At 67.2% G+C, this 14,752-nt stretch carries 13 protein-coding genes; 8 read left to right on the forward strand and 5 right to left on the reverse strand.

Translation table 11 applies throughout. The features are described 5' to 3' along the window. Positions 1-16: 16 nt before the first annotated feature. The 3 genes from ABR323_RS00480 to ABR323_RS00490 all read left to right on the forward strand — a co-directional run bounded on the left by ABR323_RS00480 (position 17) and on the right by ABR323_RS00490 (position 4,253). Positions 17-700, forward strand: coding sequence for a response regulator transcription factor (locus ABR323_RS00480; RefSeq protein ID WP_439447836.1), 684 nt, complete (start codon positions 17-19; stop codon positions 698-700). Continuing rightward, complete coding sequence (locus ABR323_RS00485) at positions 678-2,060, forward strand: sensor histidine kinase (protein ID WP_439447837.1); 1,383 nt, start codon at positions 678-680, stop codon at positions 2,058-2,060. Before ABR323_RS00480 ends, ABR323_RS00485 begins: the two co-directional genes overlap by 23 nt. A gap of 99 nt (positions 2,061-2,159) precedes the next feature. Then, positions 2,160-4,253 carry a TonB-dependent siderophore receptor gene (locus tag ABR323_RS00490; protein WP_439447838.1) on the forward strand — a complete coding sequence of 698 codons (2,094 nt, stop codon included), beginning with the start codon at positions 2,160-2,162 and terminating at the stop codon, positions 4,251-4,253. Here the strand turns inward: ABR323_RS00490 and ABR323_RS00495 are convergent. Beyond that, positions 4,237-5,754 carry an MFS transporter gene (locus ABR323_RS00495; RefSeq protein WP_439447839.1) on the reverse strand — a complete coding sequence of 506 codons (1,518 nt, stop codon included), beginning with the start codon at positions 5,752-5,754 and terminating at the stop codon, positions 4,237-4,239. The two genes, ABR323_RS00490 and ABR323_RS00495, sit on opposite strands and share 17 nt — an antisense overlap. A gap of 106 nt (positions 5,755-5,860) precedes the next feature. On the opposite strand from ABR323_RS00495, the gene ABR323_RS00500 reads away from it, so the two are divergent. Continuing rightward, positions 5,861-6,760, forward strand: coding sequence for a LysR substrate-binding domain-containing protein (locus ABR323_RS00500; protein WP_439448161.1), 900 nt, complete (start codon positions 5,861-5,863; stop codon positions 6,758-6,760). 13 nt (positions 6,761-6,773) lie between these two features. Here the strand turns inward: ABR323_RS00500 and ABR323_RS00505 are convergent, their stop codons facing one another. The 3 genes from ABR323_RS00505 to ABR323_RS00515 all read right to left on the reverse strand — a co-directional run bounded on the left by ABR323_RS00505 (position 6,774) and on the right by ABR323_RS00515 (position 9,594). Next, a complete protein-coding gene (locus ABR323_RS00505) occupies positions 6,774-7,652 on the reverse strand; it encodes a LysR family transcriptional regulator (RefSeq protein WP_439447840.1) in 879 nt (292 codons plus the stop codon). 38 nt (positions 7,653-7,690) lie between these two features. Then, a complete protein-coding gene (locus ABR323_RS00510; protein ID WP_439447841.1) occupies positions 7,691-8,572 on the reverse strand; it encodes an SDR family NAD(P)-dependent oxidoreductase in 882 nt (293 codons plus the stop codon). A 158-nt stretch (positions 8,573-8,730) separates the two neighbouring features. Next, entirely contained in the window at positions 8,731-9,594 is an 864-nt protein-coding gene (locus ABR323_RS00515) for a DMT family transporter (protein ID WP_439448162.1), read from the reverse strand. 132 nt (positions 9,595-9,726) lie between these two features. Between ABR323_RS00515 and ABR323_RS00520 the strand changes: the two genes are divergently transcribed. Both ABR323_RS00520 and ABR323_RS00525 read left to right on the forward strand, forming a co-directional pair. Continuing rightward, positions 9,727-11,154, forward strand: coding sequence for a PLP-dependent aminotransferase family protein (locus tag ABR323_RS00520; protein WP_439447842.1), 1,428 nt, complete (start codon positions 9,727-9,729; stop codon positions 11,152-11,154). A gap of 186 nt (positions 11,155-11,340) precedes the next feature. After that, a complete protein-coding gene (locus ABR323_RS00525; RefSeq protein WP_439447843.1) occupies positions 11,341-12,015 on the forward strand; it encodes a methyltransferase domain-containing protein in 675 nt (224 codons plus the stop codon). A 3-nt stretch (positions 12,016-12,018) separates the two neighbouring features. Here ABR323_RS00525 and smqnr read toward each other — a convergent pair whose 3' ends face one another. After that, complete coding sequence (smqnr, locus tag ABR323_RS00530) at positions 12,019-12,666, reverse strand: SmQnr family pentapeptide repeat protein (protein WP_439447844.1); 648 nt, start codon at positions 12,664-12,666, stop codon at positions 12,019-12,021. 159 nt (positions 12,667-12,825) lie between these two features. Here smqnr and ABR323_RS00535 point away from each other — a divergent pair, with 159 nt between their 5' ends. Then, entirely contained in the window at positions 12,826-13,602 is a 777-nt protein-coding gene (locus tag ABR323_RS00535; RefSeq protein ID WP_439447845.1) for a DeoR/GlpR family DNA-binding transcription regulator, read from the forward strand. An 11-nt stretch (positions 13,603-13,613) separates the two neighbouring features. Then, positions 13,614-14,747 (forward strand): MFS transporter, encoded by a 1,134-nt coding sequence (locus ABR323_RS00540; RefSeq protein ID WP_439447846.1) that lies wholly within the window; start codon positions 13,614-13,616, stop codon positions 14,745-14,747. The last annotated feature ends 5 nt before the right edge of the window (positions 14,748-14,752 follow it).

The raw sequence follows: 14,752 nt of genomic DNA on the forward strand, positions 1-14,752 counted from the left end.
CTCTGCACACTGGCCCATGCCGCGCGTACTCACCATCGAGGACGATCTTGTCACCGCAGAGGAAATCGCCACTGAACTGCGCAGCCACGGCTTCGACGTGGACCTGGCCAGCGACGGCAGCAATGGCCTGGCGTTGGCACGTGCAGGCGACTACGCGGTGATCACCCTGGACCGCATGCTGCCCGGCATCGATGGCCTGGCCCTGGTCACCACGCTGCGCCGCGAAGGCATCACCACGCCGGTGCTGATGATCAGTGCGCTGTCGGACGTGGATGAACGCGTGCGTGGCCTGCGCGCCGGCGGCGATGACTACCTGACCAAGCCCTTCGCCTCCGATGAGATGGCCGCACGCGTGGAAGTACTGATCCGGCGCCAGGGGCAGGCCTCTGCCATCGACAACGTGCTGCGCGCCGGCGACCTGGAACTGGACCTGATGACCCGTTCAGCACGACGCGGCGGCCATGAGATTGCGCTGCTGCCGACCGAGTTCAAGCTGCTCGAATTCCTGGTCCGCAACGCCGGCCAGGTGGTCACCCGCAGCATGCTGTTCCAGGAAGTCTGGGGCTATCACTTCGATCCGGGCACCAACCTGATCGACGTGCACATCGGCCGTGTGCGCAAGCGCATCGAGCAACCCGGCAGGCCGCAACCGATCATGACCGTACGTGGGACCGGCTATGTCTTCGACGCGCAATCCTGACCACTGGCGCTCCTCCAGCAGCAGGCTGCTGGGCCTGTACTGCATCCTGTTCGTGGCCTGGTCCAGCCTGCTGCTGGGCGTGATGTACTGGCGCATTTCGGATTACCTGAACGACCTGACCGAGTCGGGCCTGCAGCAGCGCGCCCATCTGTTCATGAGCTTCGAAGGCCCGGCGCTGGACGACGCGCTGCGCGACAGCCAGCGCTTCGATCTGCACCAGGTCTATACGTACGGGCTGTTCGACAACCGCGGCCTGCCGATGGCGGGCCCGCTGACGGCCATTCCCGAAGGACTGCCGCTGGATGGCAACTCACATCCGGTGGACGGTTGGACGCTGGCCAATGGCCGCCACGAGAACGGAGGCAGTGCGCTCGGCGTGGCAACCCGGGACGGCCGGTCGCTGGTGTTCGTGCGCCAGAACGGCAAACTCATGGCGGTCAACAGCATCATCCTCGATGCACTGCTGTGGGGCGTGTGTCTGACCATCATCCCCGGCCTGGTGGGCTGGCATCTGCTGCGCCGGCGCCCGTTGAAGCGGATCCAGCAGATCGAAGCGGTCACCAACCGCATCGTTGCCGGCGATCTCAGCCAGCGCCTGCCGGTATCCGACCGCCGCGACGAGATTGATCGGCTGTCGAGCATCGTCAACGCCATGCTGGAGCGCATCGAACAGCTGATGACCGAGGTCAAGGGCGTGTGCGACAGCATCGCCCACGATCTGCGCACCCCGCTCACCCGCCTGCGCGCGCACCTCTATCGCATGCGCGTGGGTCTGGACGAACTGAATCCGCATGCCGATCCCCTGGACAAAGCACTGGCCGAGACGGACATGCTGATGGCGCGCTTCGCTGCGCTGCTGCGGGTGTCGGAGCTTGAGAGCCACCAGCGGCGCTCGGCCTTCGACGAGGTCGACATTGCCGATCTGCTGCAGGAACTCCACCAGTTCTACCTGCCGCTGGCCGAAGAAAAGCAGCAGTTGCTGGAGCTGCAGGTGGACCCGAAGATCGGCCCACTGCGTGGCGACCGCGAACTGCTGTTCGAAGCGCTGGCCAACCTGCTGTCCAACGCCCTGCAGTTCACACCGGCGCAGGGCCGCATCCTGCTGCGCGCAGTCGATGACCATGGCGTCCCCAGGGTCGATGTGATCGACAACGGGCCGGGGATTCCGCCGAAGGACCGCACGCTGATCTACCAGCGCTTCTTCCGTGGCAGCAGCGCCGGCCAGGGACCTGGATTCGGCCTGGGCCTGTCGATCGTGGCCGCCATTGCCGGCCTGCACGGCTACCGCGTCCGTGCCGGCACCGCCCCCGGCGGCGGCGCCTGGATGAGCATCCGCTGCGCAACAGACGGCCTGCCCTGAGACAAGGCCCGGCAGGCGCAATCGCACTTGGGAATCATTTGTATTTACGAACAGGCATCCGGATAATCCGCCGTCACCGCCCTTCCCGGATTCCTGACGATGCCCGCCCTGTCGCCGCGCCGCCCGTTGCTGTACACGCTCGCCCTGCCCACTCTGCTGGCCTCGGCCATCGCCCACGCCCAGGACGGCTCGGCGGCACGCACCCTGGACAAGGTGACCGTGGTGGCCGAGCGGGCCAGCACCGCAACCAAGACCGACACCGCCCTGACCGAAACGCCTCAGGCGATCAGCGTGGTCACCCAGCAGCTGTTCACCGATCGCGGTGCGCACAACCTGCAGGAAGTGCTGCGCTACAGCGCCGGCGTCACCGCCGATGCCTGGGGCCTGGATACCCGCAACGATGCGACCTCGGTGCGCGGCCTGGACCCGGTGCAATACCAGGATGGCCTGCGCCGCAGCTACGGGTTCAGCCCGCTCGCCCGCCCGGAAATCTATGGCCTGGAACGGGTGGAAGTACTGCGCGGCCCGTCCTCGGTGCTGTACGGTGCCGGCGCCACCGGCGGCATCATCAATGCGATGAGCAAGCGCCCGACCTTCGGCGCCCTCACTGGCGAGGTGGGCGTGCAGTTCGGCAGCTTCGACCGCAGGCAGCTTCAGGGTGACATCGGCGGCGCGTTGAACGATGCCGGTACGCTTGCCGGCCGCTTCGTCGGGCTGGTGCGTGAATCGAACATGCAGACCGATGTACTGAAGGACGATCGCATCTACCTTGCGCCGTCGATCAGCTGGCGCGGCGAACGCAGCACGCTGACCCTGCTGGCCAGCTACCAGCACGACAGGACCGGCTCCAGCCAGCAGTTCCTGCCACTGGCAGCGACCCTGCTGGCACCGCCGGGCCGTCGCCTGGACACCTCCACCTTCATCGGCCACCCCGGCTTTGATCGCATCGATTCGCGCGTCTACAGCCTGACCGCGCTGTTCGACCACAGCTTCAATGATGTGCTCAGCCTGCGCTCGGCGGTGCGCTACATCGACGGCAGGACCACCCTGCAGCAGATGTACGTGGACAGCTACAGCAATCCGGCAGATCCCTTCATCGATGCCGGCCGCCGCGTGGTCAACCGCACCGCCTACGGCACCCGCCCCGACGTGCAGATCTTCAGTGCCGACAATGCGCTGCAGTTCGACTTCGCCACCGGTGCCTTCCAGCACCTGCTGCTGGCCGGGGTGGACTACAGCCAGTACAAGGAGCAGCTGCAGCGGCTGGACGCCACGGGCACGCCGATCGACATCTACACCCCGCTATCGGTCGCACCGATCGTGCGTGGCTGGGATCGTCAGCCGGACCAGACCTCCACCCAGCTGGGTGTCTATGTGCAGGACCAGATCCGCTGGGCCGACCGCGTCTCGCTGGTGCTGGGCGCACGCCGCGACCATGCACGCTCCAGGACCGAAGGCCAACCCAGCCAGACCGACAACGCCACCACCTACCGCGCCGGCGTGATCGGTGACCTCGGCGGCGGGGTCTCCCCCTACCTGAGCTACAGCGAATCGTTCCTGCCGGTTACTGGCCAGGATCTGTTCGGCCAGGCCTTCAAGCCGATGCGTGGCCGCCAGAGCGAAGCCGGCATCAAGTGGCAACCGGCACGCAACCTGCTGCTGACGATGGCGGCATACCGCATCACAGAAACCAACCGGCAGACCAACGACCCGGACAACGTATTGAACGTGGTGCAGACCGGGCAGATCCGCTCCAAGGGCGTGGAACTGGAAGGCCAGTTCCAGTTCGCCAACGACCTGACGATCACCGCCGCCGTTGCGCGCAACGAGGCCGAGGTCAGCCGCAGCAACTTCGCGCTGGAAGTGGGCCAGCGCCTCAACGACACCCCACAGGACCTGGCCTCGGCCTGGGTGTCCAAGGGCTTCCAGCTGGACGATGCCGCACGCCTGCGCCTGGGGCTGGGCGTGCGCCATGTCGGCAACACGGCGTCGCTGGGTAATGGCGGGCGCATCATCACCCCCAGCTACACGTTGGCCGATGCCTTGGTGGAAGTGCAGGTGACCGACTGGACGATGGCATTGAACATCACCAACCTCACCGACAAGCGCTACTACGCCCCGTGCCGCACGTTTGGCGACTGCTTCGCCGGCTACCCGCGCGTGGTCACCGGCACCATCAGCTATCGGTTCTGAGTATTCCCAGCGCTGACCGCCGCAGCAGCAGGTGCAGCAGCACCGCGCATGCGGCGGTCAGCAGCGCCAGGACACGCAGCAGTATCGCCAGCGCCTCGGCACTGGCCTGCTGCAGCTGCGCGCCGCTCATCGCCGGAAGCAGTGCCTGCGCCTGTGCCTGCGCCCCCGTGGCCAGATAGGCACCGGCACGCGCCAGTGACGCGGGCGACGCCCCCTGCAGCTGGTGGCCGATCAGCAGCGCAAGCAAGGCAGTGACTGCGGCCAATGCGATGCCTTCACCGGCCACGCGCACGGTTCCGAAGATGCCCGCGGCCATGCCCGCACGTTGCACCGGTACCACGCTCACCGACAGCCCATCCATCAGCCCCCATGGCAAGGCCGTCCCCGCACCGACCAGCATCAGCAACGGCACCCACTGCGACGGCGACGGCTGCGACGCGTGGCGCGACAACAGGTACAGGCCAGAGGCACAGACCAGCAGTCCCAGCGTGCACAGCCGCGCACTTCCCACGCGCTCGGCCCAGCGCGCGGCCAGCATCGGCAGCACCAGCATCGGCGCGGACAGCGCCAGCATCTGCAGCCCCACCAGCGTCGCGCTCTGGCCATGCACGCCCAGCAGTTGGAGCGGCAGTACGACCAGCAGCACCACGTAGCCGAAGCAGGTCGCCACCGGCAGCAGCTGGACACCGAGGAAGGCCGGTTGCGAGAACAACGAGAGGTCCAGCAAGGGTGAGCGGTGCAGTCGTTCGATGTAGACGAACGCCCCGCCCATCAGCAGCGTCGCCAACAGCGCCAACTGCACGCGCACGGCGTGCGGGCCAAACTCCCCCAGCCACAGCAGGGCCAGCGTCAATGCCGCCAGCATCAGGCTGAAGCCCAGCATGCCGCCGATATCCAACCGCCCGCGTTCGCCATGGCTTTCGGGCAACACGCGCGCGCCCAGTGCGAAGGCCGCCAACGTCAGCACTCCGCCCGCGGCGAACACACTGCGCCATCCCAACGCCTGCAGAAGCAGACCCGCAAGCAGCGGCCCCAGCGCCAACCCCGCACCGAATGTGGTGCCCAGCAGAGCGAAGACGCGAACACGCACCGGCCCCTGCCAGGCATGCGCGAGCGCAGCCGTGCCCGATGCCAACGCCGCTGCGGCGGCAACGCCCTGCAACCCGCGCGCCAGATCCAGCCAGGGCAGCGTGGGAGCAAGGCAGACGACAACCGTGGCGATGGTGAAACCCGCCGTGCCCAGCAGGAACAATCGCCGTCGGCCATAGCGGTCGGCCAGGCCACCGGCAGCGAGCAACAAGCTGCCGAAGGTGAGCATGAAGGCGTTGGTCACCCAGGCCAGCGCCGTTGGCGACGACGCCGCGGAGCGGGCCAGCGCGGGCACCGCGACCGCACCGGCCGAGAAGGACAACGGCAACGCCAGTGCGGCCAGGCAGACGGCAAGCAGCGTCCAGCGCTGCTGCGTCTGGACAGGTACGGGGAGCATCGAAACCGGGGCCATGCGGGCCTCCATCCATCAGGGGCATTGATGATGAGCAGGCCGCTATTCCTGAAAAACAGGCTGGATGGACGTTGATTACGGCCAGATGTTCCGCAATCATGCCTACATGGACTCCATCTCTGCCCTGCTCGCCTTCGTCCGCACCGCGGAGGCCGGCAGCATCGTTGGTGCTGCACGTGTACTCGGCCTGTCCGCGTCGGCGGTCGGCAAGCGCATCGCCCGCCTTGAACAGGAACTCGGCACGCGCCTGTTCCAGCGCACCACCCGCCGCGTGCATCTCACCGACGAAGGCGAACTGCTGCTGCAGCGCTGCCGGCGTGCATTGGACGAACTTTCCGAAGCACAGGCAGACCTGGCACAGCGACAGCACGCGCCCAGTGGACTGCTGCGCATCGGCCTGCCCACCATCGGCTACCGTTTCCTGCTACCAGTGCTTCCCGGCTTCCAGCAGCGCTACCCGCAGGTGCAGCTGGAACTGGACTTCAACGACCGCATCGTCGATGTGGTCAGCGAAGGTCTCGACGCGGTGATACGCAGTGGTGAACTGGCCGATTCCAGCCTGACTGCACGGCGGCTGGGCGGCTTTCGTTTCGTGCTCTGTGCGGCGCCTGGTTACCTGCAGGCGCACGGTACTCCCGGCGATGTGGGCGACCTGCGCCTGCATACCGCGCTGCGCTTCCGTTACCCCACCACCGGAAAACTGCATCCGTGGCAGCTGCCGGGCATCGAAGGCGATGCCGGAGCGCGCCTTCCCACGGCGATGACCTGCAACAACATGGAGGCATTGTTGGCCGCTGCGATCGGTTGCATGGGCCTGGCCTGGATGCCTGACTTCCTCGCAGCCGACGCGCTGGCCGATGGTCGCCTGCAACAGGTGCTGCCTGCACTGCCCACGCACAAAGGGCAGTTCTCGCTGCTATGGCCCGGCGGGCGGCATCCCAGTGCACGCCTGCGGGTGTTCATCGACTATGCCGTTGCGCATCTGTTCCGCGGCGGTAAGGCGTAGCTGATCCGCCGGATCAGCTCGCGGTGGCAACATCCAGGAAATTTCCCAGCACGGGTGATGGTGCCTCCGGACGCATGCAGAACTGCAGTTCGAAGCCGGCCTCGGCGCCGTCGATCAGGCGGTACACAACTTCTTCCGGGCGGAAACTGGCCATGCTGGCTGGCACGATCGCCACCCCCGCCTCCACCGCCACCAGCGACAGCACCGCGTGCATGCCCTGCGCTTCCTGCACCACGCGCGGGGTGAAGCCCGCCGCGGTGCACAGGCCCAGCACCTGCGCGTGGAAGCCAATGCCCTCGCCTGCAGGCCATGAAACGAACGGCTCGTCAGCCAGCATCGCCACACCGACGTCCGGCGCGTCGGCCAGCGCATGTGCACGCGGCAGCGCGATGGCCAGGCGGTCGTGGTCGAAGTCGTGCAGCACCAGCTCGGCGGAGGGAATCGGTGGAATCAGCACGCCGACGTCGATGCGCTGCTCACGCAGCCACAGTTGCTGCTGGCGCGATGTGGCTTCCTGCAGGTGCAGTTGTACCTGCGGGTACTGCTGGCGGAAGCGGCGGATCAAGCCTGGCAGGCGCCCATACAGCGCACTGCCTACATAGCCTACGCGCAGGCTGCCGGACTGCCCGGCAGCAGCCTCGCGCGTGCGCTGCAACGCCTGCTCGGCCTGCTGCAGCGTTGCCCGCGCCTCCACCAGCAGCGTCTGCCCGGCCACGGTCAGGCCCAGAGTACGGTTGCCGCGCACGATCAGTTCACTTCCGAGTTCGTCTTCCAGCCGTCGGATCGCCGCGGTCAGCGGTGGCTGCGACATATGCAGGCGGGCTGCGGCACGGTGGAAATGCAGCTCTTCGGCCACGGCCACGAACTGGCGAAGCAGGCGCAGGTCGATCATCTCGATGCAAGCAATGGGAACCCACCTAGAGTACGCCCTCAGCCGCGCGCGTCCACGCTGGCGCGGGCAATGGCCGGCCACTGCAGTGCCACCGACTCGATGCTGTCGGCGCTGACTGCGCGCAGATCACGCGGATACGCCACGTGCTCGGCCTCCTGCAGGCGCAACGCATGGAACTGGCCATTGCTTGCGCGCAGCACCCAGCCACCCTCGTGGCAGCGCGTGGACGCAAGATAGGCCACGCCCTGCGCGACCGCGTCCGGATGCAGTTCGTCGGGCTCACCGTCGATGCCCCACATGCGCGTCTTCGCCACCGGCGAAACCGCATTGACCACGATGCCGTGCTCGGCACCTTCCAGCGCCAGCACATTGACCAGGCCAAGCGCGGCCAGCTTGCCCATCGCATAGGCGGACAGTCCGCGCTGTGCGTACTGCGGATACAGCGCGCGATCGGAGGTGGTGATGACGATGCGCCCGCCACCCGCCTCGCGCATCGCCGGCCACACCGCCTGCGCCAACCACAGCGGCGTCTTCGCCGCCAGGCACAGCATCTGCTCCAGCGCTGCGTCCTCGATCGCTTCCAGCGTCTGGTACTCGACCCAGCCCGCGTTGTGGATCAGGAAATCGATGCGGCCATGTAGCTGCAACAGATCCTGCACCAGCGCGTGGCAACCCGCGCGATGGTCGATGGGACCACTTGCGGCCCGCACCGGCAGACCCTGCCCCTGCAGCGCTTCTACGCTGCGCAGGATGCGCTGTGGGTCACAGCCACGCCCATCGGTACCGGCACCGACGTCATGCATCACCACCTGCGCACCGCGCTCGGCCAGCAGGCGGCTGTAGGCCAGGCCCAGCCCACCGGCGGCACCGGTCACCAGGCCCACCTGGCCCTCGAAGGAAATACGGGAAATCGGCTTCATGCGCACAGCTTCGGCCAAGCGCACCGCCCCGGCCAATACCGTTGACCACAGCCCACGATACGCCCCGGCTATCACCGGAAAAGGGGACGGAGGGGATTAAGTCGTAACTCGCCCTACCGTGCCTGAAACGACTTAATCCCCTCCGTCCCCTTTTTCGCTCAGCGGCTGAAGCGGCGTGCGCCCGCCACGCAGATCACTGCGACCACGGTCACCAGCACCATGCTGAGGCTGACCGACTCATGCAGCAGCAGCGCGGCCAGCGCAAGGCCGAAGAAGGGCTGCAGCAGTTGCAGCTGGCCGACGGCGGCAATGCCGCCCTGGGCCAGGCCGCGATACCAGAACAGGAAGCCGAGCAGCATGCTGAACACCGCCACATAACCCAGTCCCCACCATGCGGAGGCACCGACCGCCGCGAACGACGCGGGGCGCATCAGCACCGCCAGCGGCAACATCACCGGCAGCGCAAGCAGCAGCGCCCAGCTGATCACCTGCCAACCGCCAAGGTGACGTGCCAGTCGCCCGCCTTCGGCATAGCCGAGCCCGCACACCACAATCGCCGCCAGCATCAGCAGATCGGCCTGCAGCGACGCTTCGATGCCATTGCGTGCCGCGTAGCCGACCACGCAGGCACTGCCCAGCAGCGAGAACAACCAGAAAGCGGGGCGTGGCCGCTCGCCACCGCGCAGTACACCGAATACCGCGGTGCTCAGCGGCAGCAGGCCGAGGAACACGATGGTGTGTGCCGACGATGCGTGGCGAAGGGCCAGTGCGGTCAGCAATGGAAAGCCAACCACCACGCCGAGGCTGACCACGGCCAAGCCCGCGAGGTCGCTGCGCTGCGGACGCGGCTGGCGCAGCAGCAGCAACAAGCTGACGCCAAGCACAGCGGCGATGGTGGCTCGCGCAGCAGTGACGAATCCGGCATCCAGCTCCAGCACCGCCAGACGGGTGGCGGGCAACGAGCCCGCGAAAATCACCACGCCGATGAAGCCATTGACCCAACCACTCGCCGACCGTTCCACACCTGCACTCCTGTCGTGCCGGGCGGCGCCCGGCGGGATCTCCATGGAAGCATCCGCGACCGCACGGCCCCAGCTACAATCCAGTACAGTCGCAAGAAACTGTACTGCCCACACTTCCACTACAGTCCTGCCATGGCCCGCCCCCTCACCCGCATCGATTCGGTCATCCAGGCGGTGCGTACCCGCATCAGCGCGCGCATCGATGGCCCCGGCTCACGCCTGCCCTCGGTCCGTGCACAGGCCACCGCCATGGGGGTTTCCGTCTCCACGGTGGTTGAGGCCTATGAACGCCTGGCCGCTGAAGGCGTGATCAGCGCGCGTGCGGGTTCCGGTTTCTACGTCAGCGGACCGGCCGCGCCGCTGGCGCTGGCCGAGATGGATCCACGGCCGGACCGCGCGGTGGACCCGTTGTGGGTGTCGCGGCAGTCGCTGGAAACGCCGCCAGGGCACCTCAAGCCTGGTTGCGGCTGGATGCCCAGCGACTGGCTGTACCACGACGGCATGCGCCGCGGCCTGCGCCAGCTGGCGCGCGCCAATGCATCGCACCTGGTCGACTACGCCGGTCCGCTCGGTCTGCCAGCGCTGCGCCAGTTGCTGCAGCGGCGCTCAGCCGCAGTAGGCATCGATGCGCCGATGGAACAGATCCTGCTGACTGAATCGGGCACGCATGCGGTCGAGCTGATCTGTCGTTTCCTGCTCAAGCCGGGCGACTGCGTGCTGGTCGACGATCCCAGCTACTTCAACTACCACGCACTGCTGAAGGCACACCAGGTGCAGGCGGTGGGCGTGCCGTACACGCACAACGGCACGGACCTTGAAGCGTTCGAACGCGCATTGCAGGACCATTCGCCACGGCTGTACATCACCAACTCCGGCCTGCACAACCCGACCGGCGCAGTACTTTCGGCCAGCACCGCCCATCGTCTGCTTGGCATGGCCGAACGCAGTGAGCTGATCATCGTCGAGGACGACATCTTCGCCGATTTCGAGCTGCGCCCCGCGCCACGGCTGGCCGCGCTTGATGGACTGTCACGGGTGATCCACGTCGGCAGCTTCTCCAAGACGCTGTCGGCGGCCTCGCGCTGCGGCTACATCGCTGCACGCCACGACTGGATCGAGGCATTGACCGATCTGAAGCTGGCCACCAGTTTCGGTGGCGGTCACCTGGCGATGCAGTTGATGCACATCGCGCTGACCGACAGCGGCTACCGTCGCCACATGCAATCGGTGCGCACGCGGCTGGCCGATGCCCGCAAGCATGCGCTGCGGCAGCTGCAGCCACTGGGCATCACACCCTGGCTGCAACCGGAAGCCGGCCTGTTCCTGTGGTGCCAGCTGCCCGATGGTCGCGATGCCGCCGCACTGGCGCGGCAATGCCTGCGCGAAGGCATCGTACTGGCCCCGGGCAATGCCTTCAGCCAGTCGCAGCGCGCGGCCGACTATCTGCGCTTCAACGTCTCGCAGTGCCAGGACCCGCGGATCTGGCAGGTACTGGCGCGGGAACTACGCCGAGCTGACCAGCGGCCGGTCAGCGTCGTCTGTCAGTCGTCACTCATGTAGGTTTCCGCCGGCAACGACAACGCAAGTCCGAAGGCCCCGGTCGAGGGCATTGGCGGTGGGCGATGTTCCATTCGCAGTGTCCTGCAGTTCCAGACAGGCGCGCACCCTGGGAAACGCGGCGCCGGCGCACGATGCCCCTTGCGCGTCGCGCTACAGTGGTATGTCCCCCGCCGCAGGAATCCGCGCATGTCCACGTTCTCCGACCCGCAGGCAGTGGCCCGCTATGCCGAAGCGCCGCTGCGCCAGGTGCCGGGCTTCCTCGCCCTGCAGCAGATGAGCAGGCTGCTGCTGGCCGAACGAGTCCCTGCGCAGGGTCGCGTGCTGGTGCTGGGTGCCGGTGGCGGGTTGGAACTGAAGGCCTTCGCTGAAGCACAACCGGGCTGGCAGTTGCTGGGCGTGGACCCGGCTGCACCGATGCTGGCCCTGGCCGAACAGACACTGGGTCCGCTGATGGCGCGCGTGGAGCTGCTGGAGGGGTACATCGATGATGCCCCCGACCTGCGCTTCGATGGCGCCAGCTGCCTGCTGACCCTGCACTTTCTCGATGCCGGGCAGCGCCTGCACACACTGCGCGAACTGCACCGGCGCCTGCAGCCCGGCGCGCCGCTGGTAGTGGCGCACCACAGCGTGCCGCAGGATCCGGTCGGCAAGCTGCGCTGGTTGCAGCGCTACGCAGCGTTCGCCGAAGCCTCGGGGGTTGCCCGCGCCGATGCGCAGCGCGCGATCGAAGCCATTGCCGAACGATTGCCGCTGCTGGCGCCCGAGCAGGAGGTCGCACTGCTGCAGGAGGCCGGTTTCGACGGCATGGAACTGTTCTATGCCGGCTTCAGCTTCAAGGGCTGGGTGGCGTACGCCGGGTGATGCCTACGGCACCACGGTGATGCCGATGCGCTGCATCAACTGCGCCACCTGCTGCACATCCAGCGTGGCGCCACGCAGGTTGGTGCTGCGCAGGTCCAGCTCGCCCAACTCGGAGTTGGTCAGATCGCAGTCGGTGAAGTTGGCGCTGTTCCAGTCGATGCCCTCGAACTGGCCGCCGGACAGGTCCGAGCCGGCGAAGCTGGCGCCGCTCACATTCGCGCCATCCCAACGGTTTTCCCATAGCTCGCACTTCTCCAACGTCACCCGCGAGAAATTGGCATAGCGCAGGTTCGACTTCTTGATGAAGGCGCTGCAGAACCAGCTGCGCGTGGTGATCTGGTTCATGAAGCTGGCGTTGCTGAAATCCGCGCCCTGCGCGCGGCACTCGCTGATCTCCAGGCCCAACGCCTTGATGAAGTTGAAGTGGCACATGCTGATGTCGCAGCTGCGGAAGCTGGCTTCCTTCAGCGTGGCGCCGTTGAAGCGGCAGCCGGCGCGGCTGTCCGCATCGTAGAAGCTGCAGTTGATGAACTCGGTGGCGGTCAGGTCCGCGCCGGAGAAATCGCACTCGTGGAACTGCTGATCGACCACTTTCTGGCCGGTGTACTGGTCCGCGCCGATGCGCAGCTTGCGGTGAACGGTGGGGGACATCAGGGATTCCATGCCAGGTGCCCTGCCATGATGCCGGGCCGCGAGGGTGATCCATAGACCCGGTCGCGGGCGGGTTCACCAGCAGTCCAGCCGTCCTGTGCCCGCTTTCACCCAATGCACGTTGTTGCACGTTGATGCACGAACATGCAGACTTGCATCATGAGCTCCGATCCCAGCCCCCTCCCCGCCCAGCGCACCCGGCAGATCCTCGAGGAACTGCGCCAGCAGGGCCGCGTGGTCGCCGCCGAACTGGCGCGCCGCTATGCCGTCTCTGAAGATTCGATCCGCCGCGACCTGCGCGAACTGGCCGCACAGGGGCTGTGCCAGCGTGTCTACGGGGGCGCCGTGCTGCCGCCGCCAAAGGAACGGCCGCTGCGCGAGCGGCTCACCCGCGACCGCGGCGACAAGGCCGAGCTGGCCGCCCGCGTCTGCGCGCTGCTGCAACCCGGCCAGGTCGTACTGCTCGATGCCGGCTCGACCAACCTGGCGATCGCCCAGCAGTTGCCGACCGCCCTCGGCTTGACGGTGATCACCAATGCCCCGCAGATCGCCACCGCCGCCAGCCTGCTTGAAGGTACCTCGGTGCAGCTGATCGGCGGCCGCCTGGCCAGCGGTGGCGGTGCCGTCGGCGCTGAAGCGCTGGCCCAAGTGCAGCGCCTGCGTGCCGATGTGTACCTGCCCGGCCCTTGCGCGGTGGACGGCGACACCGGCGTGTGGGCGATGGATGCGGAAGAAGCCACGCTGAAGCGCGCGATGGTGGCCTGCAGCAGCCGCGTCATCGTCGCCGCCACCACTGAAAAGCTCGGTGCCCGTGGCAACTGGCAGATCGCCAGCCTGGACGAGATTGACGACCTGGTGCTGACCACCACCGCACCGCCCGCCCTGGCAGCACGCTTCCGCGCCGCCGGTATCGCAGTGCACCCCACTCCCCCCTGACCGTACCGCTCATGTCCCTTGCCAACCGCGCGCGTGCCGAACAGCACGCGACCCGCGCTGCATTCTTCATTCCCGGCTTCGCCACCGCGCTGTGGGCCACCCTGGTGCCGTTCGCAAAGGCACGCACCGAGATCAACGACGCCACGCTGGGGTTGGTGCTGCTCTGCCTCGGTGCCGGTTCGCTGCTGGCGATGCCGTTGTCCGGCGTGCTGGCCGCGCGCCTCGGTTGCCGCCGGGTGATGGTGGCCAGCAGCCTGCTGATCTGCCTGACTGTGCCCGGCCTGGCCCTGGCCGGTTCGTCCTGGGCGCTGGGGTTGGTGCTGTTCGTGTTTGGTGCCGCCGTGGGCGCGATGGACTGCACGATGAACGTACAGGCCGTCATCGTCGAGCGCGAAGCGCGGCGCGTGATGATGTCCGGTTTCCATGCCTTCTTCAGCATCGGCGGTTTCCTCGGCGCGGCCACCATGACCGTGCTGCTGTCCGCACAGCTGTCGCCACTGACATCGGTGCTGATCGGCGTGGGCGCCATGCTGCTGGTGATGCTGTTGTCGGCATCGTACTGGCATAGCGAGCGCATGCCACATGACACGCCGATGCTGGCCCTGCCGCATGGCATTGTGCTGTTCATCGGTGTGCTGGCCTTCGTCGCCTTTCTCGGCGAAGGTGCGATGCTGGACTGGAGCGCGGTGTTTCTCAGCGATGTGCGTCGCGTCGACGCCAGCCTCGCCGGTATCGGCTATGTGACCTTCACCCTGACCATGACGGTCGCACGACTGTTCGGCGATGCACTGGTGGCACGCGTGGGTCGCCAGCGCGCGATCGTGTTCGGTGCTCTGCTCGCCGCTGCCGGGGTGCTGGTGCTGACTCTGGTCACGCCGTGGCAGGCGTCGCTGATCGGCTATGTGCTGGTCGGCCTCGGTTGCGCCAACATCGCGCCCGCGCTGTTCTCGCTGGCCGGCCACCAGACCCGCATGCCCGGGGCCCTGGCAATCACCGCCGTTTCCACGCTGGGCTTTGCCGGCATCCTTGCCGGACCGGCGCTGATCGGTTTTGCTGCCAACCACTTCGGCCTGATCGCCGCGTTCATCGGCGTGGCCACGGCATTGTTGCTGGTTGCAGTGTCCACGCGCTGGTTGCGGGTGTAGTCCAG

It is taken from the genome of Stenotrophomonas sp. ATs4 (assembly GCF_051861585.1).
Lineage (GTDB): Bacteria > Pseudomonadota > Gammaproteobacteria > Xanthomonadales > Xanthomonadaceae > Stenotrophomonas > Stenotrophomonas maltophilia_AS.

Excerpts from the sequence above, each read along its gene's own strand:
- ABR323_RS00480 (WP_439447836.1), top strand. The coding sequence starts at position 17 with ATGCCGCGCGTACTCACCATCGAGGACGATCTTGTCACCGCAGAGGAA.
- ABR323_RS00485 (WP_439447837.1), top strand. The coding sequence starts at position 678 with ATGTCTTCGACGCGCAATCCTGACCACTGGCGCTCCTCCAGCAGCAGG.
- ABR323_RS00490 (WP_439447838.1), top strand. The coding sequence starts at position 2,160 with ATGCCCGCCCTGTCGCCGCGCCGCCCGTTGCTGTACACGCTCGCCCTG.
- ABR323_RS00495 (WP_439447839.1), bottom strand. The coding sequence starts at position 5,754 with ATGGCCCCGGTTTCGATGCTCCCCGTACCTGTCCAGACGCAGCAGCGC.
- ABR323_RS00500 (WP_439448161.1), top strand. The coding sequence starts at position 5,861 with ATGGACTCCATCTCTGCCCTGCTCGCCTTCGTCCGCACCGCGGAGGCC.
- ABR323_RS00505 (WP_439447840.1), bottom strand. The coding sequence starts at position 7,652 with ATGATCGACCTGCGCCTGCTTCGCCAGTTCGTGGCCGTGGCCGAAGAG.
- ABR323_RS00510 (WP_439447841.1), bottom strand. The coding sequence starts at position 8,572 with ATGAAGCCGATTTCCCGTATTTCCTTCGAGGGCCAGGTGGGCCTGGTG.
- ABR323_RS00520 (WP_439447842.1), top strand. The coding sequence starts at position 9,727 with ATGGCCCGCCCCCTCACCCGCATCGATTCGGTCATCCAGGCGGTGCGT.
- ABR323_RS00525 (WP_439447843.1), top strand. The coding sequence starts at position 11,341 with ATGTCCACGTTCTCCGACCCGCAGGCAGTGGCCCGCTATGCCGAAGCG.
- smqnr (WP_439447844.1), bottom strand. The coding sequence starts at position 12,666 with ATGTCCCCCACCGTTCACCGCAAGCTGCGCATCGGCGCGGACCAGTAC.
- ABR323_RS00535 (WP_439447845.1), top strand. The coding sequence starts at position 12,826 with ATGAGCTCCGATCCCAGCCCCCTCCCCGCCCAGCGCACCCGGCAGATC.
- ABR323_RS00540 (WP_439447846.1), top strand. The coding sequence starts at position 13,614 with ATGTCCCTTGCCAACCGCGCGCGTGCCGAACAGCACGCGACCCGCGCT.